Genomic DNA, 24522 nt, shown 5'->3' on the forward strand with positions numbered 1-24522 from the left:
GTGCACACTCTCCTGACCTCCGGCCAACAGACCAGTACGGCGATCCTGCTCGCCGAAGCAGCGCGAGTCCGCGGTCTGTCGCTCCGCGCGGCCGACAACCTCTCCGGCCTGCGGGAGCACATCGTGCACTGGTACGGCGGGCCCGCCGCGGCCGCCCGAGTCGCCGACGTACTGGACCTCAAGCTGCTCGAACCGCCCGACGACTGGCTGGTCAAGCTCCCCGAATCTCTCGCCGGCCGCCGTATCGACCTCACCACCGCAGCGATCGCTCGAACCAGGCAAGGCCCCGCCTTCCTGAAGCCTCCGCGCGACAAGACGTTTCCAGCGACTGTCTACAGCGACGGCTCGGAACTCCCCGACCTTCCACCCGACACCCCCGTCCTGATCTCGGAGGTCGTCACCTTCGCAGCGGAGTACCGGCTGTTCGTCCTCGACGGCGAAGTGGTGACAGGCAGCCGCTATGCCACTTTCGGCCACCTGGACGTCGGCCCGCTGGTCGAGAGCGCCCGCACTTTCGCACTCGACGTGATCGCCGACCTGCCGAGCGCCGTGGTTGTCGATGTCGGCCAGATCGCCGATCCGGCAACTGCCCGAAGGAGGTGGGCTGTGGTCGAGGCCAACATGCCCTGGTTCGCCCAGAGCTACGGAGCAGATCCCGCCCGCGTACTGGATGTCATCCTGCGAGCCACCGGCCCGCTGAGCCAGTTCTCACCCGTTGATCGCAGGTTCCTGGGGCTCGACAATGCCGCCGATGAAGTCCAGTCTTCGAACAAGGGGGTGCTCGAATGAACGGATCCGATGCGGTGTTCGTAGGCTCGATTCCCGAGTTCTACGACGAATACATGGTGCCGATGATCTTCGCGTCGTACGCCGAAGATCTCGCCCAGCGAGTGGCGGACCTGAAGCCGAACCGGGTGCTGGAGGTTGCCGCAGGCACCGGAGTGGTCACGCGCGCAGCAGCGCGACTGCTCCCCGAATCGGTAGAGCTCATAGCCACCGATCTCAACCAAGCAATGCTCGACCACGCCGAAGCAACCGGCACCCTCAGACCGGTGCGCTGGCAACAAGCCGACGCCCTGGACCTCCCCTTCGAAGACGCAAGCTTCGACGTCGTGTTCTGCCAGTTCGGCGCAATGTTCTTCCCCGACCGCGCTCGCGGCTTCGCCGAAGCCCGCCGAGTCCTGCGCCCCGGCGGCACCCTGCTCTTCAGCGTCTGGGACCGCATCGAGGAAAACGAGTTCGCCGCCACCATCGGTACCACCCTCGCAACCCTCTACCCGACCGACCCACCACGCTTCATGGAACGCACCCCCCACGGCTACCACGACCTACAAACCATCACCGACGACCTAACCGCCGCCGGCTTCACCACCACCCCACACTACGAAACAATCCCCGCCCGCAGCCGCGCCCGCTCAGCCGAGGCCGCCGCAATCGCCTACTGCCAAGGCACCCCAGTCCGCGCCGAGATCGAAGCCCGCACTACCTCCGACCTCGCCACCGTCACCCAAACCTGCGCAGCCGCCCTGGCCGACCGCTTCGGCCCAGGCCCGATCGACGGCAAGATCCAAGCCCACCTGATCACCATCGAAGCCTGACAGGTCGACCTCGCGGCATCTATGATGCTGGTGATGAAGAACAACGTCTCGTACGGATCGGAGGGATCGGTCGCAGAAGGTGAGTGCTGATGGCACTCCAGCTCGCGAACCCGATTCCACCCCGCCTCTTGATGTGGCAGCGCGTGCGTCTGTACGCCGTGCCACCCTCCATGATCGAGATTGTCTCCGCACGACGTGCGGTCGGTGACTGGGCGGGAGCCTGCGCCGCCGCCCGCGTCGACGTCGATCTCGACCTGCGCGCCGTGCGCGACCGCCACGGCACTGAGCTCGTCAGGTGCCTCCGTGCGGACCTGCGTCGGTTGGCGCCGGACCTGTTGCGATGGCACATGCCCCGGATCCAGCCCGACGGACGACTCAGACCCGGACTGACCGTCGCCCTGAGCCGTTACGGCGCGGCCACGCTGGTGGTGCGGACGCCGCCTGCCTGGGCGGATGCGGGACAACGGATGTCTCTGGCCCTCTGGGACGATCCGGCGCCGAGACACCATCCACACCCGCATCCCAGCCGACGCTTCCGCCTCGACCTGCACCGCCACCTTTGGGACTCCACCCGGTACGGCGACCTGTCGGCGCGGTGCGGTGCCGACAGCGGTTCGTGGGCCGCAGAGGCCGAGCTGTTGCTGGCCGCCGAAGGACAGCCGTACGGACCCTTCACGGTGCGGCTCGGCAGACGACGCCAGTCCGTGTTCGAACTCGTTGCCCCTGACAACAGTCATGTCCCGACGCTTCGGCCGCTTCGTGAACCGATGCCGGCGCAGGAGATCGCAGTCCTTCCACAACTGCCGGAGGCATCCACCAGACTCCTCCCGGATCTGGAGTTGTTGCAGGCCAGCCTGATCGCGCCCGAGAACCTGCATCCGATGGTCGCCGCAGCGCTGGGAGCTGAAGGCCCAGGACCGGCGGCCGGCTCGAAGGCCGGCGATCCCAATCGGGTCGAATGCCGCGGCGAGATCCACCGGATTGCCCTGCGGGACGGCGTCCTGGCGGCGGTCGATCATGACCCGGTACAGCTGCGCCGGGAGGGGCTGCTGATCGCGCTTGGCGGGCCCGGACTGCCTTGTCTACAGGCGATTGACGACATTCAACGCGACCCGGATGCGCTACCCGCGATCCGGGATCGGATCCGCCACGGTGATGTCGTCGGTGCGTTGAACGTGATCGAGGGCTTGCTCGGTCCGCGCGCGATCCTGTACGACGGGCCGCTCCGGCAAGAGCTGGAATCGGCCGCGGCACGGCGTATCGATCACGGCCGATTCCGATCCGGGCTGATCAGCTCGCACCGCGCTGCCGGTGCGGACAGCCCGGATCCGGAGCTGCGCCGGCCCCGGATCGGCCGGCGTACTCCTGCCTTGGTTCGCAGCAAACGCAGCAGCCGCGCACGTCGCCGTACCGGCATGGCCTGACCGGCCGCCGCTCCCTCTCTCGAAAACCAGGTGATGCTTATGACTCTCAGCCCTGCTCTGTCCACTCCTATCCCGGCCGACGAACTCGTCACCGCCGAGAAACTCCTTGCCTTGTTGAGAACGACCACCACCGAGCCGCGTCCCGACGATCAACTCGAAGCCCTCGCGCTGGCCGTCGCGGCCGACTTGCCCGTGTTGCTCTGGGGCGAACCGGGCATCGGCAAGACCGCGGCCTTGGGTCAGCTCGCTGCCTCTCTCGGCCTGCCGCTGACCACAGTGATCGCCAGTGTGCACGAGCCGACAGACTTCTCCGGCTTGCCCATCATCGGCGATGACCCGACAGTGCAAGGCGTACCGATGGCGCCGCCGCAGTGGGCCGTCGAACTCGTTCGCGCCGGGCGGGGCTTGCTCTTTCTGGACGAACTGTCCACAGCCACCCCCGCCGTACAGGCTGCACTTCTCCGTGTCGTTTTGGAGCGCAGGGTCGGCGCCCTGCAACTTCCGCCCGGAGTGCGGATCATTGCCGCAGCCAATCCTCGAGCGTCCGCGGCGGACGGCTGGGAGCTGAGTGCGCCGCTGGCGAACCGATTCGTACATCTGTACTGGACGCACGACCGCGACGTCGTGGTGCGTGGGCTGGGCGGTGTCTGGCCCCGTGCTGAGTTGCCTTCGCTGGTGCCAGAACAACTGCCAGAGGCGGTGGCCTATGCCAGGCGAGCCGTCTGCAGCTTCTTGGATGCGCGCCCGACCCTGATCCATCGGCTGCCGGCCACTGAGACACGACGCGGCGGCGCTTGGCCTTCACCCCGCAGTTGGGAGGCCGCATTGACTCTGCTGGCCTTCGGTACGGCGTCCTCCGCGTCCCGCGACGTGCTGGCGTTGCTGGTGCGGGGCGCCGTGGGGGACGGGGCCGGACTCGAATTGCTGGCCCATCTGGACCGGATGGAACTACCTGATCCTGAGTCCCTGCTGGCCGACCCGGTCAGTGCCGAGTTGCCTGTCCGAGGCGATCTGCGGCAGGCCGCACTGGAGGCGGTAGTCGCGGCCATCGGTGCGCGGCCGCAGCGAGAGCGATGGGAGGCGGGTTGGCGGGTTCTGATTCGCGCCCTGGAGACCGGCGTACCGGATCTGCTGGTTGCCCCGGCGATGGCGTTGGCTGCGCTGCGGCGCGAAGACTGGGAGGTACCGGAAGCGGTCGAGCGCCTTGTGGGAGTGATCGACCTGGCCCGATCAGCGGATCAGGTAGTCCGATGACCGCTAAGCTCACGCCGCCTCGGCGTGCACTTCCACTGGACTTGCACAAGCTGCTCACGGCTCGGCTGCACGCAGTAAAGGTCCGCCCTTATTTGGCCGACGCACTCTTCGCACTCCACGTAGTGGAGGACCGTTCTGTCCTGACCATGGCCGTGGACCCGCACTGGCGCTGTTACGTCGCACCCGGCTTCGTGGCGCGCACACCGGTGGAGGAACTGGCCGGAGTCTGGGTGCACGAGGTCTCCCACCTGCTGAGAGACCACCACAGCCGCGGAGAGCGATTCGCGCGAGAGCACGAGGCCTACGGACCAGGCGAGCGATTGCGGCGGAACATCGCCGCCGACTTCGAGATCAACGACGACATCTACGGCGACGGTCTACCGCAGCCCACCGGAGCAGTGCTGCCATCGATGCTGGGACTTCCCGCCGGACTGCTGATGGAGGAGTACCTGCGCACTACGTCGATGTCCGGGCTCGCCCCGGAGCTGGCCTGGCTTGACTGCGGCAGCGGAGCCGATGGCCAGGCCCGCCCGTGGGAACTGGGACCCAACGGTGCACACGGTCTCAGCAAGCACGAGCAAGACGCCGTCCGCTTCCGAGTCGCCGAAGGGATCAAGGGCAGACCAGGCACCGCCCCGGACGGCTGGCGCCGCTGGGCCGACGAAGCGTTCCATCCACCACAGCACTGGCGACAACTGCTCGGCGCTGCAGTCCGGTCCGCCGCGACCGCCGCGGGCGCAGGCGACGACCACAGCTATCGACGCCCCTCCCGCCGGTCGGCCGCCGTACCAGGTGTGCTGTTGCCGAGCCTGCGCCGTACGCCGCCTCGGGTCTGCGTCGTGATCGACACCTCAGGCTCAGTGAGCGACTCCGAACTAGGCAGCGCCCTGCTGGAACTAGCAGCAATCTCCCGAACGCTCGGCGGGCGCCGTGACCTGCTGTCGGTCATCTCCTGCGACGCCGCAGCCGGAGTCGCCGTACCGATCTGCCGAGCCGAAAACATCGAACTCATCGGCGGCGGCGGAACAGACCTACGCACCGGCTTCGCCCAAGCGCTCCGCACCCGCCCAGACGTCATCGTTGCCCTCACCGACGGCCAAACCCCCTGGCCATCCATGCCCCCACCTTGCCGCACCGTCATCGGACTCTTCCCCCGCCCAGCAAACCCAGTGAACGAAGATGACCCCGACTACACCCCAGACACCCCACCCCACTGGGCCCGCACCATCACCATCAACTGAGATGGAAGACGCTCAGTGCCCGCCGCATCCGCGCTCAGAGAACAGGGCGAGCAGGCGGGGCAGCCGCTGCGGAATCAAAGTGAGGTCCTCGGCGCCTCCGAATCGCCCCGACCAGCGGTCGGCGCCCGGGAGTTCTTCCTGGTCACCAGCTTCGTCAGGCTGGGCTTCCAAGGCATCCCAGAACGCGTCGGCATCGTCGTTGTGCTGCTCGAACGCACGTGCCGCGGCGTACTGAACGCCCTCGGCCGCCAACGCGAATCGGTCGACCTGTCCAGCGGCGATTGCTTGCACCATCGGGTGGTCGGCCAGTGCATCGGCATCGGCCGTCGCCTGCTCGAAGGCGTCGCGTCCCAAGCCGACCAGGCCGGCCTTGAAATCACTGAACGCGTCGTCGGAGATGTACCCCCAGATCACGTACGCCGCCGCGCACAGGGCCCACTGATCAGCTCGTCGTGTCGTCCGCTGGTAGGCGTGGTCGAACTCGATGATCCGCTCCGCTGACAGCTGCGCCAGCCCCGCCGCCAGAGCCTCGGCCACGGCCGAACCCGACGGCCAATCCACGCCCTCGACAGACGCGTCCTCGCGGGCCCGCTCAACCAGAGACCAGAACTCGTTCACCTGCACCCGCCGAGTCTGACACGATCAGACGACCTCCCGTTGCCCCATGCCCTCGTCTCCGAGGTTTGCCTGCGAGGGCTTGTTGAGACCCCGCACTGAAGAAGGGCCGGTCGCGTAGGCGACCGGCCCTTCTTGTGTTCAGCCCCTGTGGGTGACCACGTCGTGCGTTGCCCAGTGGAAAGCTGGTCGGGTGGCCACTGTTCAGAGTGGCGGAGGATACGAGATTCGAACTCGTGAGGGGTTGCCCCCAACACGCTTTCCAAGCGTGCGCCCTAGGCCTCTAGGCGAATCCTCCAAGCGGAGAGGATACGCGAAGCGGTGGGGGTTGTGGAAATCAGGGGGTGAGGAGGGTGGGGGCCAGGGCTTGCCACTGGGCGGTGGGTTGGGGACCGGTGATGCCGGTGATGACGTTGAGGGCTACGTGGTCGGCGCCGGCGGTGAGGTGTTCGGTGAGTTTGGCCTTGATGTCGGCGGGGGTGCCCCAGGCGGCGAGGGCGTCGACCATGTGGTCGGGGAGTTCGGCTTGGTCGGCGCGGCTGAAGCCTTGGCGTTCGAGGGAGTCGGCGTACGCGGGGATGGTGGGGAAGAAGCTGATGGTGTCGCGGGCGATGGCGCGGGCCTTGGCGGGGTCGGTTTCCAGTACGACGAGGTGACTGACGGCGAGGAGTTTGTCCGGACCGAGGACCTGGCGGGCCTGGGCGGTGTAGGCAGGGGTGATGAGGAAGGGGAAGGCGCCGGCGGAGCGGTCGCGGGCGAGCTCGAGCATGCGTGGGCCGAGGGCCGCGAGGACGCGGTGGTCCGAGGGGACCTCGAGTTCGTCCAGGTACGCCGTGAGTCGTTCGATCGGGCGCGGGCCGTGGGCACCGCCGAGGCCGACGGTGAAGCGGCCGGGCGCGGTCGCCTGGAGATCGGCGTACGTCGCTCCGACGTCGGCGGCGGGGTAGGTCACGACGGCCAGTACGCCGCTGATGAACTTGATCGAGTTCGTCGCGCCGACCAGGTCGGTGATCGTCTGGAGACCGGGCAGCGGGCCGCCGGACAGCCAGATCGCGGGATACCCGAGGTCTTCGGCGATCTGTGCGGCCTCGAGTGAGTGGGGACTGCTGTCCAGGCCGGTGGCGATGCCGAACCGGCCGAATTGATGATCCGTCACGTAGTCAGCTTGCGGCGGGGTGCGGCCTGGGAGCCAGGGTGTTCGCTGACAGCGTGGCGGCGGGCGGGGGCGATTCCCGGTCGGCGGGCGGTATCCCCTACACTTGTGCACGGTTCCCCGCGTGGCGGTATCTCGCCCAACTCCCCCAGGGCCGGAAGGCAGCAAGGGTAAGTGAGCTCTTCCGGGTGCGCGGGGAATCCTTATGTCCAGGCCAGGTCTGGGAGGCACGATGAGCGACGAGCGCCGCTACCTGCAGGAACTGATCATCGCCGAGCTGGGTGTGCCGGCGTCCTTCGATCCGGACACCGAGATCGAGCGCCGGATCGAATTCCTCGCCGACCTGTTACGCCGTTCGGGCGCGACGTCGTACGTGCTGGGGATCAGCGGCGGCGTCGACTCCTCCACCGCCGGCCGGCTCTGCCAGCTCGCGGTCGAGCGGGTCCGCGGCGAGGGCGGTCAGGCGACGTTCGTCGCGATGCGGCTCCCGTACGGCGTTCAGGCGGACGAGGCGGACGCGCAGCGGGCGCTGGAGTTCATCCGGCCCGACGAGACGCTCGTGGTCGACGTGAAGCCGGCCACCGACGCCATGGTCGAGTCCGTGCGGCACGCCGGGCTCGGAGACCGTGAGGACTTCCACGCGGGCAACGTGAAGGCGCGGCAGCGGATGATCGCGCAGTACATCGTCGCCGGCGCGCGCGGCGGTCTGGTGGTCGGGACGGATCACGCGGCCGAGGCCGTGATGGGCTTCTACACCAAGTACGGCGACGGCGCGTGCGACGTGACGCCGCTGTCTGGACTGACCAAGCGCCGCGTGCGTGAGCTCGGTGCCCGCCTCGGGGCGGCGCCGGAGATCACCGGCAAGGTGCCGACGGCAGACCTCGAGTCCAACAACCCCGGCGTACCCGACGAGAAGGTGCTGGGCGTCACCTACGACCAGATCGACGACTTCCTCGAAGGCGGTGAGGTCGACGAGAAGGCCGCGAGCACGATCATCGCGACGCACCGCCGGACGGCGCACAAACGCGCCATGCCCATCGCCCTCAGCTGAGGACGAAGTCGGTCACCAGCCGCGTGTAGGCGTCGGCCGCTTCGGCATGCGCGAAATGCCCAGCGGTGGCCTCTAAGTAATAGGTCCCCTTCGGTACGTCGGCCTGGAAGCGCGCAATCTCCTCCGGACTGGTGACCGGGTCGTGGCCACCCTTGATCAGCAGCGCAGGCTGGTCGACCTGCGCGAGCAGTGGCAGCAGCGACTCGAAGAAGTCGCCGGAGCTCGCCAGCTCCTCGTAGAAGTGCGTGGCGCGGGCGTGGACCTCGTCGGAGAACGCCGTGTCCGCAGGCAGTTCCAAGTCCTGCGTGTCCGGACCGAGGTAGATCTCCATCCGGCGGTCGCCCAACTCCCGGACGAACTCGATCCGCTCGTCCCACATCTGCCGGGTCGCAGCCCCCTCGTGCGCCGGGGCGACGGCACCCTCCGGAAGCAGCGGGAGCGCGGCCCGCATCAAGGTGTCGGTGTTGAGTACGACGTCCCACGCCGGATTCTCGAAGATGACCTTGCTGACCGTTTTTGGGTGCTGCACGGCGTAGCGGAGCGCCAGTCGGCCACCGAACGAGTGTCCGAGAATGGACCAGCTCTCCAGCCCCAGTGCCTCGCGCAGCGCCTCGAAGTCCGCGATCAGGAGGTGTTCACTGATCGGTCCGGTGTCCGAAGCCGACTGCTGGATTCCGCGCTGGTCGACGCCGATCACGTGCAGCCGCTCGGCCAGGCGATCGCCTTGGAACGATAGGAAGTCGTACGAGCCCGATCCGGGGCCGCCGTGCAGGAACAACAGTGGTGGCGCGTCCGCGGCACCGCGCTGATCGACGTACAGGCTGGTGTCTCGGACGTCTATCAGCATGCGTCCGAGACTAGGCGCTGTGGGCCAGTGCGCGCAGACGGTTGGTGAGTCGGGCCAGGCGGATGGTCGCGATGTTGCGGTACGCCGGGCGGAGGACCGTGGCGAGCGGACCGGTCTGCTCGAAGGTGTGGGTGACCTGGCTGTCCTGGCCGATGGCCCAGGTGCCGACCTCGCGGAAGCCGGGGACCTGCCAGGTGATCTCGATGCGGTCGGGCTCGACGGCGGTGTAGAGCAGCTCGCCGGACAGGCCCAGCCGCACGCGGAGCGCGTAGCGGGACCCCTCGGCTGCCGCGGGCGGGCCCTCGATGTCGAGGAACGCCTCGTTCCACTCCGGGAGGGCGAGAGCGTCGAGCAGGAGGTGCCGGATGGCGGTCGGGCCGGCCGGGATGGTGTCGGTGGCTTGCTCCATGTCTATCTCTCCTGGGCGACAGTCGCTCGTGGGCGGATGGCTTGGGCAGGGTCGCGGCGGCGGGCCAGGGCGGCGCCGGCGGGAAAGCCGTCGGCGACGGCGCGGAGGGTCTCGATTGTCTCGCTGAGCTCACGGTCCGCGACCAGGCCGTCGATGGTCCGGTGCAGCCGGTTCTCCGCGGTGACGACGCGGCGGTGCAGCGCGCGGCCCTGGGCGGTGAGGCTCAGCGCGAGGTAGCGCCGGTCCACCTTGTCGACACTGCGTTGGACGAGGCCCTGGGCAACGAGTCGGTCGACGAGACGGCTGGGGCTGTTGCCCGTCTCGCAGACCAGCAGTCCGCCCAATGCGTTGAGTGTGAGTGGGCCGTGGTCGCGCAGGACGCGCAGAACCTCAGCCTGGGAAGGCGTGATCCCCAACGGGCGCAGCTCTGCGGCGAGCAGCCGGTTACCCTCGCGCTGGATCGCCAGCACGAGATAACGCAGCTCCTCCAGGACCTTCATGGTCAATAGATTACACGACACGTATGTCATGTCATCTATCGCGGCGCGCGAAGAGTGCCTGAAGAGTGCCGGAGAAAGTCCTGCTGAGGTCATGGTCAAGGCGACATCAGGACTGGCACAGTGGCTTCATGAAGGGTCTGATGCAGGACTACCAGCTGTCCCTGGACACCATTTTTCGCCGGGCCGAGCAGTTCTACCCGGACCGGATCGTGCACACCGGCGGGCCGGCGCCGACGACCATGACGTACGGCGAGTGGGCCGCGCGCACCAGACGCCTGGGCGGCGTCCTGGACACACTCGGGATCACCGCGGACGGTCGTGTCGGGACGTTCGCGTGGAATTCCGGCCGCCACCTCGAGCTGTACTTCGCCGCGCCCTGCAGTGGGCGCGTGCTGCACACGCTCAACATCAGACTCTTCCCCGATCAGATCGTCTACATCGCTAATCACGCCGAGGACGAGGTCGTTTTCGTCGATCGCTCGCTGCTGGGGCTGTTCCTTCCGTTGCTCGACCGGCTGCCGTTGGTCAGACATGTCGTCGTGATGGACGATCTGCCGGCTGGTGCGCCTGGTGTCGAGGTGCCGGACGACCCGCGGTTCCACGACTACGAGGAGCTGCTGGCCGCCGCTGAGCCGGTCGAGTTCCACGTCGAGGACGAGAATCAGGCGGCCGCCATGTGCTACACGAGCGGTACGACGGGGAATCCGAAGGGTGTCGTCTATTCGCATCGGTCCACGTGGCTGCACTCGATCGGCGTCCTGACGAACTCGGCGATCGGTCTGACCGAGACGGACGCCGTGATGCCGGTCGTGCCGATGTTCCATGCGAACGCCTGGGGCCTCGCCCATGCGGCGCCGATGGCCGGCGCGAGTCTGGTCTTCCCCGGACCGGACATGAGTCCGGCGGGGATTCTCAAGCTGCTGCAAGAGCAGGAGGTCACGCTGGCGGCCGGCGTCCCGACCATCTGGCAGGGCTTGTTGCCGTTGCTGGACGGGGTCGAGCTGCCCAAGCTGCGGCGGATCCCGTGTGGCGGTTCGGCCGTGCCGCTGGCGCTGTCGGAAGCGTTCCGGGCCAAGCTGGGCAAGCCGATCCTGCAGGCCTGGGGGATGACGGAGACCAGTCCGGTCGCGACCGCCTCCCACGTGCCGCCGCGCTATGCGGATCTGCCCGAGGAGGAGCAGGCCCACCTGCGTGCCAGGCAAGGACTTCCGCTACCAGGCGTCGAGGTGCGGATCGTCGAGCCCGGTTCGATCACGCCGCTGCCCTGGAACGACGAAGCCACCGGTGAGCTCCAGGTCCGCGGGCCCTGGATCGCGGCTGAGTACTACCGCCCCGACGCCGGCGTCCAGCTGTGCACGGAGGACGGCTGGATGAAGACCGGCGATGTGGCGGCGATCGACCAGTTCGGGTCGGTGCGGCTGGTCGACCGGACCAAGGACCTGGTGAAGTCCGGTGGCGAGTGGATCAGCTCCGTCGAGTTGGAGAACCTGCTGATGGCGCATCCCGACGTCAAGGAAGCCGCCGTCATCGGCGTCCCGCACCCGAAGTGGGACGAGCGGCCGCTGGCCTGCGTCGTCCTCCAAGAAGGCGCCACGGTCACCGGCGACGAGATCCTCGACTACCTCCGCCCGCAGGTGGCCAAGTGGTGGCTGCCGGACGCGGTCGAGTTCATCGAGGAGGTCCCGAAGACCTCGGTCGGGAAGTTCTCCAAGAAGGACCTCCGCACCCGGTTCGCCAACTACCACCTGGAGTAACTCTCACCTCCCGCAGGAGGAGCCCCGCCGGCAGGAGCCCTCACTTGGCGGCGCCCGTCCGGCCCATCCCCACCAGTAGCCGCAGGCGACGGGTGGTCGGCGCTAGTCGGCAACTTCTGGGCGCGATCGGCGAAGACGAATCGACTAGCGCAACCGGGGATCCGGCCATGGGTTTGAAGGCACATCCACGACGACGATGGGCGCCTCGCGTGGGCGGAGAGCGCATCCTCGGAGTCGGCCGTCAGCCGGGCCGCCGTCGTACGCGGCGTCGACCGTTCAGCGCCGCCTGGACCGGGTGAAGCCGCAAAGCCGGTCAGCCCGAGACACGTGAGGCTGCCGGAGCCGGCAGCGCCGTCTCCCTCAGCAGCTGTGGCGACCAGTCACGCCGCATAGTCGACCGGCGCCGTGCTCGGCCCAGTCGACGCGCCCGGCCGAGTCGTTCTGGCCCGCCGCCTCGACTCGACCCGCCGACCGGAGCCGCGGTCGACGGCGGCGGCAGGAGCAAGGGTGGCCGACTGAAATCTCAGGCCGCTCCACGCCGTGGTTGAGCTGCCTTGCAGGGCCGCGACCAGCTTCACCGTGCCAGAGGGTGACGGGCTGCGGCTGGGGTAAGGGATGCTTTCGTCGGAACATTTTCGGGTCCAGGCGCCGAAAAAGTACCGACTAACGAGCAGCAGGACATCGGCAGGTGCGGCGATTTCAGTCGAAGGTGATGCCGAGGTGGCGGTGGAGATGGGCCAGGGTGGCATCGATGAACTCTGCGGGCCAAGGCTCGCCGGTCTGATCGGCGAGGGCTTGGCCGCGGCGGAGCATTTCGCGGCAGATGTACTGGTTGGCGGCGATGAGGTCGGCCGGGTCGGAGCCGGCCGGCGGGATTGCCTCCAGGGTGGCGCGTTGTTCGGCGGAGAGCAGGGCGTTGAGGCGTTTGGCGCCACCGGTACGGCGTACTCCGCGCTCGGCGAGCATGAGCTGGATCAGCTGGTCGCGGACGACTCCAACGCCCTGGCCGGCGGCGATGCGTTCGTCGCGACCGAGGACGGTCACGAGGTTGCCGAGGAAATAGACGAACATCGGGATGACCCGCTCGGGCCAGTACGGCGTCCCCGGGCGACCGTGCTCGGCCGGCTGGTCGCCGTCCGGGAACAGGGTGCCGTCGCGGTCGAACAGTACCCGGACGCCGTCGTACTGGAAGCGATCGAAGGAGGTGAGCGAATGCGCGATCAGGTCGATGTGGAGCCAGTCCGGCGTGATGCCGAGTCCACCGGCGAGGTGGAGGAGGCGGTCGCAGAAGACGGTCGGGCCGGCGAGGTCTCGCAGGAGGTCGGCCCAGTGCTGTTCGAACCAGTCGATGCTCTCGTCGGTGACCACCAGATGCAGGTCGAGATCGCTGAACCGGTCCTCGGCGCCCGTCGCGTAGCTGCCGATCAGGTAGACGGCCAGCACTCGGTCGTCGGCCGGGAGGCGCTCGCGGGCGCGCTGGATGATCACGTCGTACCGCTCGTCACCGGAGCCCATCAGCCCACCCTAGGCGGGCCGGGACCGGCGCGCGGATCCGATCCGGGCGACGGTGGTTTTGTCGGCGGGCGGCGCTAGGGTTGCGGCGTGGAAGCACCCCTTGCGTTGTACCGACGGTATCGCCCGGAGACGTTCGCCGAGGTCATCGGCCAGGATCACGTCACGGCGCCACTGCGGAACGCGCTGAGCAACAACCGGGTCAACCACGCCTATCTGTTCTCCGGGCCGCGCGGCTGCGGCAAGACCACCAGCGCCCGGATCCTGGCCCGTGCGATCAACTGCGAGAAGGGCCCGATCGCCGAGCCATGCGGGGTCTGCAAGTCCTGTACCGACCTGGCCCGCGGCGGTCCGGGCAGTATCGACGTGATCGAGATCGACGCCGCGTCGCACGGTGGTGTCGACGACGCGCGGGACCTGCGCGAGCGGGCGTTCTTCGCGCCGGTCGAGAGCCGCTACAAGATCTACATCATCGACGAGGCGCACATGGTGACCACGCAGGGCTTCAACGCCCTGCTGAAGCTGGTCGAGGAGCCGCCGCCGCACCTCAAGTTCATCTTCGCCACCACTGAGCCAGACAAGGTGATCGGGACGATCCGGTCCCGGACGCACCACTATCCGTTCCGGCTGGTGCCGCCGAAGGCGCTCGGCGATTACATGGCGACGCTGTGCGAGGCGGAAGGTGTTGCGATCGAGCCTGCTGCGCTGCCGTTGGTGGTGCGCGCTGGTGCGGGGTCGGTGCGTGACTCGCTGAGTGTGCTCGACCAGTTGATCGGTGGTGCGGGGCCGGCTGGGGTGACGTATGAGCTGGCGGTTGCGCTGCTCGGGTTCACGCCGGACTCGTTGCTGGATGCGTGTGTAGACGGGTTTGCCGCGCATGACAGCAAGGCTGTGTTCGAGACGGTCGAGAAGGTGATCGAGACCGGGCAGGACCCGAAGCGGTTCGCCGAGGATCTGCTGCGGCGGCTGCGGGATCTCGTGGTGCTGTCGGCGGTGCCGAATGCGGTGGTGTCCGGGCTGATCGAGGCGGCCGAGGATCAGGGTGAGCGGCTGCAGACGCAGGCCGCTGGGATCGGTGCTGCTGAGCTGACCCGGGCTGCGGACATCGTCGCGGCTGGGCTGTTGGAGATGCGTGGTGCGACCGCGCCGCGGCTGCAGCTTGAGCTGATCTGCGCGAAGGTGCTGCTGCCGGGTGCGGACGATTCCACGAACGGTATCCAGGCGCGCTTGGACCGGATGGAGCGCCGGATGTCGATGGGCATCCCCGTGGCGGCGGACGCTGGCGGGTCTTTGGTGGCTTCCGGTCCCGCGCCCGACGCGGCCTCCAGCCGAGCCGCGGCGCGTGCCGCCGCCGGTGGGGCCAGCGAGGCCGGTACGGCGGGCGCTGATGCGGGTGACGGTGGCTCGGGCGGGGGTGATGCGGCGGGTGGCGTGGTGCCACCTTCCGCCGCGGCCGCCGGATCGTTAAGTGGGAGTGAGCAGGGTTCGGTAGGTGCCGGGACTGGCGCGGGTGCGCCGGGCGGCGCGAGCGTGCCGGGCGCGGGTCCGGGTGGGTCGGGTAGTGCGGGTGCTGCCGACGGTTCGGCGGGTGGTGCTGAACACGGTCAGGCGGCTGCCGGGAGCAGTGTGGCGGCGCCGGCTGGAGTTGGGAGCGCGGCGGGTGTTGCTGGGGGGCGGCAGGGGGCTTGGGGTGATGAGCCGGCGGCCTCCGCGCAGCGGTCGGCGGCGCCGAGTCAGCAGTCGTCGGTCGCGCAGCCGGTGCAGCAGCCTGCGTCCGGGCAGCAGTCGGCGGGGGCTAGTGCGCCGGTGGGGTCGCCTTCGGTGGGGGCTGTGGGGCTGGCGGATGTTCGGCGGTTGTGGCCGCAGGTTCTGGATGCTGTGAAGGCGAAGCGGCGGTTCGCTTGGATCATGCTGAGTCAGAACTCGCAGGTTATTGCGGTGGATGACCAGACGTTGACGCTGGGAATGGTGAACGCGGGGGCGCGGGAGAGTTTTGCGCGGTCCGGGAGTGACGAGATTCTGCGGCAGGCCATGATCGACACGATCGGTCTGAACCGGCGGATCGAGGCTGTGGTTGATCCGTCTGCTGATCCTGGGGCGACGGGTGGCGGAGGTGCTGCGCCGCGAGCCGGTGGACCGCAGGGCGGGGCGAGTGCGCCGGGTGGTTCCCCAGTGAGTGGTAACCCGGCTGGCGCCGGTGGTGGCTTCGGTGGTGCCGGCAACCCGGCTGGGGCCGGGGGAGTTGGCGCCTCGGGCGGTGGCGAAGACTCGGCTAGCGCAAGTGGCTTCGCCAGTGGGAACCCGGCTGGAGCGGTCGGTGGCGGCAGCCCGGTTGGCACGAGTGGTGGAGCCGCCGGTGGTGACGGTAGCCCGGCCGGTGTGGCTGGTGCCGGCGGTAGTCCGACGGGGGTCGGAGCGGGTGCCGGTAGCCAGGCTGGGTCCGGTGCTGGGGTTGGTGGCAACCCGGCTGGAGTAGGCGCTGGAGCGGCGGGCGGTAGCGCTGCTGGGGCGAGCGCGGGATCGGCGGGCGGTAGCGCGACTGGGGCGAGCGCTGGAGCGGGCGGTAGCGCGGCTGGGGTGGGCGGTGGAGCCGCAGGCGGCGACGCGTCCGGGCCGGGTGCGTCGGTCGGCGCTGGCGGTTCACGCGCGGGCAGCCCGGTTGGGGCAGCTGTGCGGAGCGGCGTTCCGGGTGGGGCTCGTACGGGTGGTTGGGGTGACGACGCAGGCGCTGTAGCGCTGCAGGAGCCGCCGCCGGATCCGGAGTACGACGTACCGGAGCCGGAGGCGTGGGAGCAGAGCACGTCGGCACCAGGACGCACGTCAGCGCCAACACCACCGGCACAGGCGGCAGCGACCCAGGCACCGGCCGAGGGTGATCGCAAGCAGCAGGCCTCCAACAAGCGGCGAGCGGCCGAGGCTGCGGTCGCGGCCGAGCTCGCTCGGCGTAGCGCGGCGGCACCGGTTGCCGAGGCGAAGGCACTGACGCCGGAGGAAGAAGCCGACGCGATCGGCGAGGACGACGTGGTGCTCGAGGAAGACTCGCGGTCGCACACGGACCTCCTGCGGGACACGCTCGGGGCCGAGATCATCCTCGAAGAGACCAACGGAACCAGGTGACGCGGGACCAGGTGACGCGGAACCAGGTGACGCAGACACCTCGTCGTGTGAGCATCGAAGGGTGCCTATCAACGAGCAGGTCTTTGTTGCGTTCGTTCTGACGACGCTGCTGGCGATGGTGGTCCCGGGGCCGGACATGTTGTTCGTGCTGGGTTGTGGGATCCGCGGCGGGGCCCGGGCCGGGGTGCTGGCCACGGCGGGAGTCGCCACCAGCGAGGTCATTCACGTCGCGTTGGCGGCGGCTGGGCTGGTCGCGTTGTTCGCTGCGGTGCCGGCGGCCTTCACGGTGACGCGGATCCTGGGGGGCGCCTATCTGGTCTTCATGGGGATCCAGCTGATCCGCAAGCGCGGCCGAAGTCTCGAGGAGAGTACGGAGCGGGCCGGGGTTTCCGGCCGGCGTGCGTACTCGATGGGGCTGCTGACCAACCTGGTCAATCCGAAGATGGTGACGTTCACGCTGGCGTTCCTGCCGCAGTTCGTCGACCCGCAGCGTGGTGCCCTGTGGATGCAGTTCGCGATCCTCGGGGTAGTGCTCGTCGCGCTCGAGTTCTTGGTGGACGGCGCGGTCGGAATCGCCGCCGGGAGAATCGGCGGCTGGCTGCGGACGAGGGAGCGGGCACGGCGGCGGCTCGACGCCACGACCGGCGGACTGTTCATCGGCCTGGGCGCCCGGCTCGCCCTTCAACGCTAGCTATCCACCGGTTGTGCACGGCCACTGTGGATAAACCGCGCGGGTTTTCACACCTTTCACAGGGCTGTGGACACAGATCTCCACAGCCCTGTGGAAAACTTGGGGAGACTGGTCGGTTTCCAGGTGGCCGGGGTGCGATCAAGGCGGGATCGAAGCGTTGTCCGACCGACCGGCTAGGGTTGGTGGGAATTCAGGTGGCGGCTCGACGAGGAGATCGCGTGTTCGACGGTGGCGGTGCTGGTGGTTTCGACATGTCCAACCTGCTTGCGCAGGCTCAGGCCATGCAGGACCAGCTGATGAAGGCGCAGGCCGACCTGGAGACCCAGGAGGTCGAGGGTTCGGCCGGTGGCGGCCTGGTGAGCGCTGTGGTCTCGGGCACGGGTGAGCTGCTTCGGCTGGACATCAAGAAGGAAGCCGTCGACCCCGACGACACCGAGACGCTGGCCGATCTGGTCGTCGCCGCGGTCCGGGACGCCTCGGAGAACGCGAAGGCCGCCGCCGCGCAGGCGATGGGCCCGCTGGCCGGTGGCCTGCCTGGATTCGGTGGCGACGCGGTGCCTGGTGACGGAGCCGGCCCGCAGCTCCCCGGTGGCAGCATCGGCTTCAGCAACCCGTCCGGTCCGCCCGGGCAGAACCCGGCCTGACGTGTACGAGGGGGCCGTTCAGGACCTCATCGACGAGCTCGGCCGGTTGCCGGGGGTCGGTCCGAAGTCGGCGCAGCGGATCGCGTTCCACCTGCTGGCCTCCGACGAGACCGACGTACGGCGGCTGGCGCACGTGCTGGTGCAGGTGAAGGAGAAGGTCAAGTTCTGCGAGATCTGCGGCAATGTCGCGGAGGAGCCGCAGTGCCGGATCTGCCGTGACCCGCGCCGCGACCTGAGCCTGATCTGCGTGGTCGAAGAGGCCAAGGACGTGGTCGCGATCGAGCGGACCCGCGAGTTCCGCGGCCGGTACCACGTGCTCGGCGGCGCGATCTCGCCGATCGAGGGGATCGGGCCGGACGAGCTGCGGATCAAGGAGCTGCTCCAGCGGCTGGCCGGTGGAGAGGTGATGGAGATCATCCTGGCCACCGATCCGAACCTCGAGGGCGAGGCGACGGCGACGTACCTGAGCCGGTTGCTGCGGCCCATGGGCTTGCGCGTGACCCGATTGGCTAGTGGACTTCCAGTAGGCGGTGACCTCGAGTACGCCGACGAGGTCACACTCGGACGGGCGTTTGAAGGGCGACGATCGATCGATGACTGAATCAACCGATATGGCAGAGCGCACGCTGAGCATCGGCTCGGACGACCTGACCGAGTTCGCGGAGCAGATCGCCGACCAGGTGCAGAGCTTCCTGATCTCGGTGCGCGACATCGCCGCGCAACCGGACGAGGACGGTGTGGACGAGGGGCTTGCCTCGCTGCCGTACCTGTTGCTCGAGGTGAGCCAGCTGCTCCTGGCCGGCGGCCGGCTGGGTGCGTTCGAGGACTTCGTGCCGGAGGAGCGCTTCGAGTCCGACGCGGGCCCGGATCCGGATCTCGACGCGATGCGGGACCGGCTGGCGGCGCTCTTCGAGGGCCTCGACGAGTACGCCGAGGTCTTCGACCCGTACGCCGCTCCGCCGGAGATCACCGTCAACCGGCTCTCCGACGACCTGACCGCGATCGCGACCGACCTCGTGCACGGCCTGGCGCACTACGAAGAGGGCCGGATCGTCGAGGCGCTGTGGTGGTGGCAGTTCTCGTACGTCTCCACCTGGGGTGCGGCCGCCAGCGCCGTACTGCGGGCGATTCAGTCGCTGATCGCGCACGACCGGCTGGAGCCGGCCTACGACCCGGAGACCGAGGCCACCGACCGCGAGCTGGTCGAGGTCGCCGAGGAAGCCGTCCAGCGCCGCTAGGGCGTCGATGTCCGTTCATGAAGTGATCCGGCGACTGCCCGACCTCGGTGCGGTCCGCCGGATCAGCCGCGCGCTCGCCGTCCTCGATCTCGTGCTGGACGGCAGTGACGACATCCTGCCGTTCTTCGCCTTCGATGCGCGCTGGTCGGAGACCGAAGAGGCCGCGTTGATGCGCGACGGGTCGGGGAACGAGTACTCGATCGTCTTCTCGCCGGACGGCGCCTTCGCCTACGGGTTCGACCACGAGTCGCCGATGTCGCCGTGGGTCCGGGACGGCACGCTCTGGCCGGGGTTGCTCGATGGCGTTCCCGAGGTGTTCCACGCGGCGCGCGACGAGCCGGCCTTCGCGGATGACGGCGTACCGCGGGCGACCGTCTGCTTCTGGCGCACGGTCGCGGACGACGCCTGGCAGGCCGGGCCGGTCGCGGCCGATCGAGACGGCGCGGAGCACCTGTTCGAGCTGCTGGCCGACGGCCGGCCGGAGGCGTTCCTGTCCTTCGCCGAGGACTACCACGAGGTCGAGCTCGACCTCGAGCCGATCCGTCACATCTACGCGCTGATGCCGCTGACCGAGTACGTCGTCACCTCGCTCAATCCCGAACGCCGGCTGCCCGATCTCGCCGAGGGCATCGCGGAGATCGGCTACCCGCGCTCCTGATCGAGGGGCGGCTCAGTCGGGGAGCATCGGCATGGTGAAGCCTTGGTCGCGGCCCAGCAGGACGCCGCGGGTGATCGCGTTCGCGCCGAACTTGTCCTTGACCTGGTCCAGCGTCGTGTCGAGTTCGTCGTTGGCGGCTTTGTCGAAGGGCAGTGCGAGTTGCTGGGCGGCCTCGTTCTCCAGGTTGCCGACCGAGATGCCGATCATGGTCAGGCCCTGAGCCTTGATCATCGGCTGGGAGGCGCTGAACAGGGCACGCGCGGTGACCAGTACGGCCCGCGTCTGATCTGTTGCTTGAGGCAACGTATGGGACCGGGTGGCGCGAGTGAAGTCGTCGAAGCGGAGCCGCAGTGTGACGGTGCGCCCGCAGCGCCCGGCCGATCGCATCCGGCGCGTGACCCGATCGACGAGCCCGGCCAGGATCGCGTCGAGGGTGGCCGGTGACTTGGGAGAGCGGCCCAGCGCCCGTTGCGAGCCGATCGACCGTCGACGCCGCCCCACCTCGATCGGACGCGGATCGCGGTTGTGGGCAAGGGCATGCAGGTGTCGCCCCGACGCTCGCCCGAGCATCGCCACCAGCGCGGCCTCCGGCAGTTGTGCGACGTCGCCCACCTTCGTCAGTCCGCGCGCCCGCAACTTCTCGGCCGTCACCTCGCCGACGCCCCACAACCGCGAGACGTCCAACGGATGCAAGAACTCCAGCTCGTACGACGGCGGCACCACGAGCAGCCCGTCCGGTTTGGCGATCCCGCTCGCCACCTTGGCCAGGAACTTCGTCCGCGCCACCCCGACCGTGATCGGCAGCCCGACCCGCCGCATCACTTCGGACCGCAGTCGGCGGGCGATCTCCACCGGCGTACCGGAGATCTTGCCGAGTCCGCCGACGTCCAGGAACGCCTCGTCGATCGACAGCCCCTCGACCAGTGGCGTGGTGTCCTCGAAGACCTTGAAGACGGCCTTGCTGGCCTCCGAGTACGCCGACATCCGCGGCTCGACCACGATCGCCTGCGGGCAGCGGCGCAGCGCCTGGCCGCCGTTCATCGCCGTCCGGACGCCGAGCGCCTTGGCCTCGTAGCTGCAGGCGAGCACGACGCCGGCGCCGACGATCACCGGCCGGCCGCGCAGGCGCGGGTCGTCCCGCTGCTCGACCGACGCGTAGAACGCATCGAGGTCGGCATGCAGGATCGTCGCCGCATCCTCCGCCACGAACATATGTTCGCATACTCGCACGCCGGGAAGATAGGGAGAAATCCCGACGCGCCGACCGACTTTGTCAGGACAGAATCGTCCCCATGGACCTGACCGCGTACCGCGACCTCTGGCGAACCCCCGGTGTGATGACGCTGCTGGCCGCGGCGCTGACGGCCCGGATGCCGGTGATGGCGACGATGGTCCCGCTGGCGTTCCTGGCCAAGGACGCCTCCGGCAACTTCGGCTGGGCCGGTGTCGTCGCCGGCGCCTACTCCATCGGTACGGCGGTCGCCAGCGTGGTCTGGGCCCGGATGGCCGACCGAAGGGGAGCACGCCGCGTGGTGATCGCCACCGGGATGGCGTGGGCGGCAGTGATGGCGGTGACCGCCCTGCTGCCCTACAGCTGGTTCGGGGTGCTGCCGGTGGCAGCAGCACTGGCCGGCCTCTGCGTCGCCCCCGTCGCGTCCACGTCCCGAGCCGCCTGGCCGCGGTTGGTGCAGGGCGGCCGCCTCCGCGTGCTCTACGCCCTCGACGCGTCAGCCACCGAGCTGCTGTTCGTCGTAGGCCCGATGCTCGGAGCAGTGATCGTCAGCATCGCCAGCCCGCGGGCCGGCGTGCTGAGCTGCGCAATCCTGGCGGCCGCGGCGATCTGGTGGTTCGGGCTCAAGCAGCAGGCCACAGCCACGCGAGAGGCGATCGAGGACAGGCGAGTCACCGCACGTGAACTGTTGTGGCATCGCCACCGGTTGCCGTTGGTGCTCGCGTTCGGCTGCATGGTGATGGGGTTCGCGGCGATGTCGCTCGGCATCGTCGCGTTCGCGGACGAGCATGGGAACCGCCTGATCGCCGGCATCCTGGAGACGGTCGCCGCACTGGGCAGTCTGATCGGTGGACTGGTCGGCGGCGCCCTACCGGGCGGCCGTGCCTCTTACGTCTGGCGGCGGATGCTGGTCTTCACCGTACTGACGGCGGGTTGCTTCTTTGCTACTGCCTCGGTGGTCGCGCTGGCGATCGCGCTGTTCGCGGCCGGCTGCCTGATCGCACCGACGGTCGGCGCGCTGTACGAGCGGCTCGGCGAGCTCACCCCGGCCGCTGCCCGGACCGAGATGTTCGGCTGGGTGCTCAGCGGCGGGATGATCGGCTCCGCGGCCGGTTCCGCCGTCGGCGGTGTGGTCGTGGAGAGCCTCGGAGTCCGCTACGCGTGGGCCTTGATGGCAGTCCTCGGAGTGCTCGGGACGCTGGCGGTCCTGCGGGTGCCACCCCATCGGCCGGCAGCGTCCACGCTCGAGAGCGCTCCGGTCGCCGCGTAGTGCACCTTGTAGGTCGCCTCTAGAGTGCCGGAAAGCCCAGCGCACAAAGAGATCAGCTTGAACGAGCGACGGTCGAGCACAGTGCCCTGTCCAGCCCGAACGGGGTGAATCTGCAGCGTCACATCGTCCAGCAGCCGCCACCGCAGCAGTGAGCGGATCAGCCCCAGGCTGCCGACCACATGCAGGTCCGGACCGGGCACCTGCTTGAGTGCGGCGAGCACTCGGCGCGGATCGCCCTTCAGCACTTCACTGTGCGGCTGGTACGCCACCGGAGTCGACGCGAGTACGAGCTTGCGCACCGAACGGAGTCCGGCGACCGAGCCGGCGTACTGCTCATAGGTACGGCGGCCGAGCAGCACCGTGTTGGTTCCGGCGGTCAGGTCGTCGATCACACTGCCGAGCACCGGCGCCGGGAGCCACCGCTCCGGCCGGTCCACGATGCCGTCCTCCGACATGCACAGGTTGGCAATGATGGATCGCATCCGCGCCCCCTCCTTGGTCGTCTACATCCTCGATGCAGACAGTGCGCGGAAGGTTTCGGTTTTCTTGCGCTTCAGCGGCGGCCGCGGTGGATCTCGGTCTCGAGGGCGTCCAGCCGGTTGTCCCAGAACTTGCGGTAGCGGTCCAGCCAGCTGTCGATCTCGCGCAGCGGTTCGGGGGCGACGGCGTACAGGCGGCGGGTGCCGGCCACGGTGACGGTGGCGAAGCCGTTGTCGCGCAGCACGCGGAGATGCTGCGACACCGCGGGCTGGCTGATCCCGAACTCCGCGTTGATCGTCGCGGCGACGCTGCCGGCCGGCAGTTCGCCGTCGGCCAGCAGCTCCAGGATCCGGCGCCGGACCGGGTCGCCGAGGATGTCGAACGCGTGCACGTCCGGCATTGTTTCAGTGATGACTTATACGAACAAGTGGCCCGAGGTCTGGTCAGCCGGTAGGCAACGGCGAGGTCACGGCTAGAATGAGCCCCGAGAGACTACGCCTGGTGCAGTGCCGCACGGCGTACCGCAACCAGTGGCAACCAGTGGTTTTGAGGAGACACAGCTGTGGGACGCGTCGTGCACAAGTACGGCGGTTCTTCGGTCGCTGACGCCGATTGCATCAAGCGCGTCGCCCAACGAATCGTCGCTACCAAGAAGGCCGGGAACGATGTCGTCGTCGTCATCTCGGCCATGGGAGACACCACCGACGAACTGATGGACCTGGCCAAACAGGTCTCCCCGCTGCCGCCGCCGCGCGAGCTCGACATGCTGCTCACCTCGGGTGAGCGGATCTCGGCCGCGCTGCTGGCGATGGCGATCGCGAACCTCGGCTACGAGGCGCGCAGCTTCACCGGCTCGCAGGCCGGCGTGATCACCACGTCCGCGCACGGCAACGCCCGGATCATCGACATCACCCCCGGCCGCCTGGAAGAGGCGCTGGCCGAGGGGCACGTCGCGATCGTGGCCGGGTTCCAGGGCGTGGCCCAGGACACCAAGGACGTCACCACGATGGGCCGTGGCGCCTCCGACACCACCGCGGTCGCGCTGGCCGCCGCGCTGGAGGCCGACTACTGCGAGATCTACACCGACGTCGACGGCATCTTCACCGCGGATCCGCGGATCGTGCCGGCCGCCAAGCACATCCCGAAGATCTCCTACGAGGAGATGCTCGAGATGGCCGCCTGCGGCGCGAAGGTGCTGCACCTGCGCTGCGTGGAGTACGCGCGGCGCTACAACGTCCCCGTTCACGTGCGTTCTTCCTTCTCGCAGAAGGAAGGCACCTGGGTTGTCGATGCGAAGGAACTGGAACAGATGGAACAGGCGATCATCTCCGGCGTGGTCCAGGACCGTAACGAGGCCAAGATCACCGTGGTCGGCGTACCGGACAAGCCGGGCGAGGCTGCCCGGATCTTCGAGACCGTGGCCGGCGCCGAGACCAACATCGACATGATCGTGCAGAACGTCTCCGCGGTCGCCACCAACCGCACCGACATCTCCTTCACGCTGCCCCGCGTCGACGGTTCCCGCGCGATGTCCGCGCTGGCCCGGATGAAGGACGAGGTCGGCTACGAGCAGCTCCTGTACGACGACCAGATCGGCAAGGTCTCGGTGGTCGGGGTCGGGATGCGGTCGCACCCCGGCGTCTCGGCAAAGTTCTTCTCCGCGCTCGCGGACGCCGGCGTGAACATCGAGATGATCTCCACCTCGGAGATCCGGATCTCGGTGGTCGTCGACGAGAACCTGGTGGACGCCGCCGTGACCGCGGCGCACACTGCATTCGACCTGGACGACGAGCACACCCAGGCTGTCGTGTACGGAGGAACTGGACGGTGACCCC

Annotated in this window: 23 protein-coding genes, 1 tRNA gene, 1 other RNA gene and 1 pseudogene; 16 read left to right on the forward strand and 10 right to left on the reverse strand. The window is 68.7% G+C overall.

Features of this window, described 5'->3' with window-relative positions; genetic code table 11:
• From ABZS29_RS27345 to ABZS29_RS27365, 5 genes are all read left to right on the forward strand, one after another.
• Entirely contained in the window at positions 1-789 is a 789-nt protein-coding gene (locus ABZS29_RS27345) for an ATP-grasp domain-containing protein (RefSeq protein WP_355465918.1), read from the forward strand.
• Positions 786-1598, forward strand: coding sequence for a class I SAM-dependent methyltransferase (locus tag ABZS29_RS27350; protein WP_355465920.1), 813 nt, complete (start codon positions 786-788; stop codon positions 1596-1598). Before ABZS29_RS27345 ends, ABZS29_RS27350 begins: the two co-directional genes overlap by 4 nt.
• Positions 1599-1687: 89 nt before the next feature.
• Positions 1688-3022, forward strand: a complete 1335-nt coding sequence (locus ABZS29_RS27355) for a hypothetical protein (RefSeq protein WP_355465922.1) — start codon at positions 1688-1690, stop codon at positions 3020-3022.
• 39 nt (positions 3023-3061) lie between these two features.
• A complete protein-coding gene (locus ABZS29_RS27360; RefSeq protein ID WP_355465924.1) occupies positions 3062-4276 on the forward strand; it encodes an AAA family ATPase in 1215 nt (404 codons plus the stop codon).
• Positions 4273-5517 carry a VWA-like domain-containing protein gene (locus tag ABZS29_RS27365; RefSeq protein WP_355465926.1) on the forward strand — a complete coding sequence of 415 codons (1245 nt, stop codon included), beginning with the start codon at positions 4273-4275 and terminating at the stop codon, positions 5515-5517. Before ABZS29_RS27360 ends, ABZS29_RS27365 begins: the two co-directional genes overlap by 4 nt.
• A 12-nt stretch (positions 5518-5529) precedes the next feature.
• Here ABZS29_RS27365 and ABZS29_RS27370 read toward each other — a convergent pair whose 3' ends face one another.
• The 3 genes from ABZS29_RS27370 to ABZS29_RS27380 form a co-directional block, all read right to left on the reverse strand.
• Positions 5530-6141 (reverse strand): DUF4240 domain-containing protein, encoded by a 612-nt coding sequence (locus ABZS29_RS27370; RefSeq protein WP_355465928.1) that lies wholly within the window; start codon positions 6139-6141, stop codon positions 5530-5532.
• A 201-nt stretch (positions 6142-6342) separates the two neighbouring features.
• Positions 6343-6430: transfer RNA gene (locus ABZS29_RS27375), tRNA-Ser, on the reverse strand.
• A 39-nt stretch (positions 6431-6469) separates the two neighbouring features.
• Positions 6470-7288, reverse strand: coding sequence for a TIGR03620 family F420-dependent LLM class oxidoreductase (locus ABZS29_RS27380; protein WP_355465930.1), 819 nt, complete (start codon positions 7286-7288; stop codon positions 6470-6472).
• A 108-nt stretch (positions 7289-7396) separates the two neighbouring features.
• On the opposite strand from ABZS29_RS27380, the gene ffs reads away from it, so the two are divergent.
• An RNA gene (gene ffs, locus ABZS29_RS27385) (signal recognition particle sRNA small type) lies at positions 7397-7493 on the forward strand.
• 24 nt (positions 7494-7517) lie between these two features.
• Entirely contained in the window at positions 7518-8336 is an 819-nt protein-coding gene (nadE, locus tag ABZS29_RS27390; RefSeq protein ID WP_355465931.1) for an ammonia-dependent NAD(+) synthetase, read from the forward strand.
• Here the strand turns inward: nadE and ABZS29_RS27395 are convergent.
• From ABZS29_RS27395 to ABZS29_RS27405, 3 genes are read right to left on the reverse strand one after another with little or no spacing between them, the layout of a single operon-like run.
• A complete protein-coding gene (locus ABZS29_RS27395; protein ID WP_355465933.1) occupies positions 8329-9183 on the reverse strand; it encodes an alpha/beta hydrolase in 855 nt (284 codons plus the stop codon). The two genes, nadE and ABZS29_RS27395, sit on opposite strands and share 8 nt — an antisense overlap.
• 10 nt (positions 9184-9193) lie before the next feature.
• Positions 9194-9592: a hypothetical protein gene (locus tag ABZS29_RS27400; RefSeq protein ID WP_355465935.1), complete on the reverse strand. Its 399-nt coding sequence runs from the start codon at positions 9590-9592 to the stop codon at positions 9194-9196.
• A gap of 2 nt (positions 9593-9594) precedes the next feature.
• Entirely contained in the window at positions 9595-10092 is a 498-nt protein-coding gene (locus ABZS29_RS27405) for a MarR family transcriptional regulator (RefSeq protein WP_355465937.1), read from the reverse strand.
• Positions 10093-10220: 128 nt separating this feature from the next.
• Between ABZS29_RS27405 and ABZS29_RS27410 the strand changes: the two genes are divergently transcribed.
• Entirely contained in the window at positions 10221-11846 is a 1626-nt protein-coding gene (locus ABZS29_RS27410) for a long-chain fatty acid--CoA ligase (protein WP_355465939.1), read from the forward strand.
• A gap of 699 nt (positions 11847-12545) precedes the next feature.
• Here ABZS29_RS27410 and ABZS29_RS27415 read toward each other — a convergent pair.
• Complete coding sequence (locus tag ABZS29_RS27415; RefSeq protein WP_355465940.1) at positions 12546-13361, reverse strand: nucleotidyltransferase domain-containing protein; 816 nt, start codon at positions 13359-13361, stop codon at positions 12546-12548.
• 87 nt (positions 13362-13448) lie between these two features.
• Between ABZS29_RS27415 and ABZS29_RS27420 the strand changes: the two are divergent.
• The 6 genes and pseudogenes from ABZS29_RS27420 to ABZS29_RS27445 all read left to right on the forward strand — a co-directional run.
• A pseudogene (locus ABZS29_RS27420) lies at positions 13449-15446 on the forward strand (DNA polymerase III subunit gamma and tau); the annotation flags it as partial.
• Between the two features lie 1090 nt (positions 15447-16536).
• Positions 16537-17166, forward strand: coding sequence for a LysE family translocator (locus tag ABZS29_RS27425; RefSeq protein WP_355465942.1), 630 nt, complete (start codon positions 16537-16539; stop codon positions 17164-17166).
• 218 nt (positions 17167-17384) lie between these two features.
• Positions 17385-17810 (forward strand): YbaB/EbfC family nucleoid-associated protein, encoded by a 426-nt coding sequence (locus ABZS29_RS27430; protein ID WP_355465944.1) that lies wholly within the window; start codon positions 17385-17387, stop codon positions 17808-17810.
• Between the two features lies 1 nt (position 17811).
• Positions 17812-18411 (forward strand): recombination mediator RecR, encoded by a 600-nt coding sequence (gene recR / locus ABZS29_RS27435; RefSeq protein ID WP_344148108.1) that lies wholly within the window; start codon positions 17812-17814, stop codon positions 18409-18411.
• Positions 18404-19048 carry a DUF5063 domain-containing protein gene (locus ABZS29_RS27440; protein WP_355465946.1) on the forward strand — a complete coding sequence of 215 codons (645 nt, stop codon included), beginning with the start codon at positions 18404-18406 and terminating at the stop codon, positions 19046-19048. The genes recR and ABZS29_RS27440 overlap by 8 nt, the downstream gene beginning before the upstream one ends.
• 7 nt (positions 19049-19055) lie before the next feature.
• Positions 19056-19706, forward strand: coding sequence for a hypothetical protein (locus tag ABZS29_RS27445; RefSeq protein WP_355465948.1), 651 nt, complete (start codon positions 19056-19058; stop codon positions 19704-19706).
• Positions 19707-19718: 12 nt separating this feature from the next.
• On the opposite strand, the gene dinB is transcribed toward ABZS29_RS27445, so the two are convergent.
• Positions 19719-20918 carry a DNA polymerase IV gene (dinB, locus tag ABZS29_RS27450; RefSeq protein ID WP_355465950.1) on the reverse strand — a complete coding sequence of 400 codons (1200 nt, stop codon included), beginning with the start codon at positions 20916-20918 and terminating at the stop codon, positions 19719-19721.
• 8 nt (positions 20919-20926) lie between these two features.
• Between dinB and ABZS29_RS27455 the strand changes: the two genes are divergently transcribed.
• A complete protein-coding gene (locus tag ABZS29_RS27455) occupies positions 20927-22207 on the forward strand; it encodes an MFS transporter (protein WP_355466611.1) in 1281 nt (426 codons plus the stop codon).
• Here the strand turns inward: ABZS29_RS27455 and ABZS29_RS27460 are convergent.
• Both ABZS29_RS27460 and ABZS29_RS27465 read right to left on the reverse strand, forming a co-directional pair.
• A complete protein-coding gene (locus ABZS29_RS27460) occupies positions 22093-22689 on the reverse strand; it encodes a dihydrofolate reductase family protein (protein WP_355465951.1) in 597 nt (198 codons plus the stop codon). The two genes, ABZS29_RS27455 and ABZS29_RS27460, sit on opposite strands and share 115 nt — an antisense overlap.
• Before the next feature lie 71 nt (positions 22690-22760).
• Positions 22761-23087 (reverse strand): metalloregulator ArsR/SmtB family transcription factor, encoded by a 327-nt coding sequence (locus ABZS29_RS27465; RefSeq protein WP_355465952.1) that lies wholly within the window; start codon positions 23085-23087, stop codon positions 22761-22763.
• Positions 23088-23249: 162 nt separating this feature from the next.
• On the opposite strand from ABZS29_RS27465, the gene ABZS29_RS27470 reads away from it, so the two are divergent.
• Positions 23250-24518, forward strand: a complete 1269-nt coding sequence (locus ABZS29_RS27470; RefSeq protein WP_355465953.1) for an aspartate kinase — start codon at positions 23250-23252, stop codon at positions 24516-24518.
• Positions 24519-24522: the final 4 nt, after the last annotated feature.

Origin of the sequence: Kribbella sp. NPDC005582 (genome assembly GCF_040605415.1) — a bacterium.
Taxonomy (GTDB): domain Bacteria; phylum Actinomycetota; class Actinomycetes; order Propionibacteriales; family Kribbellaceae; genus Kribbella.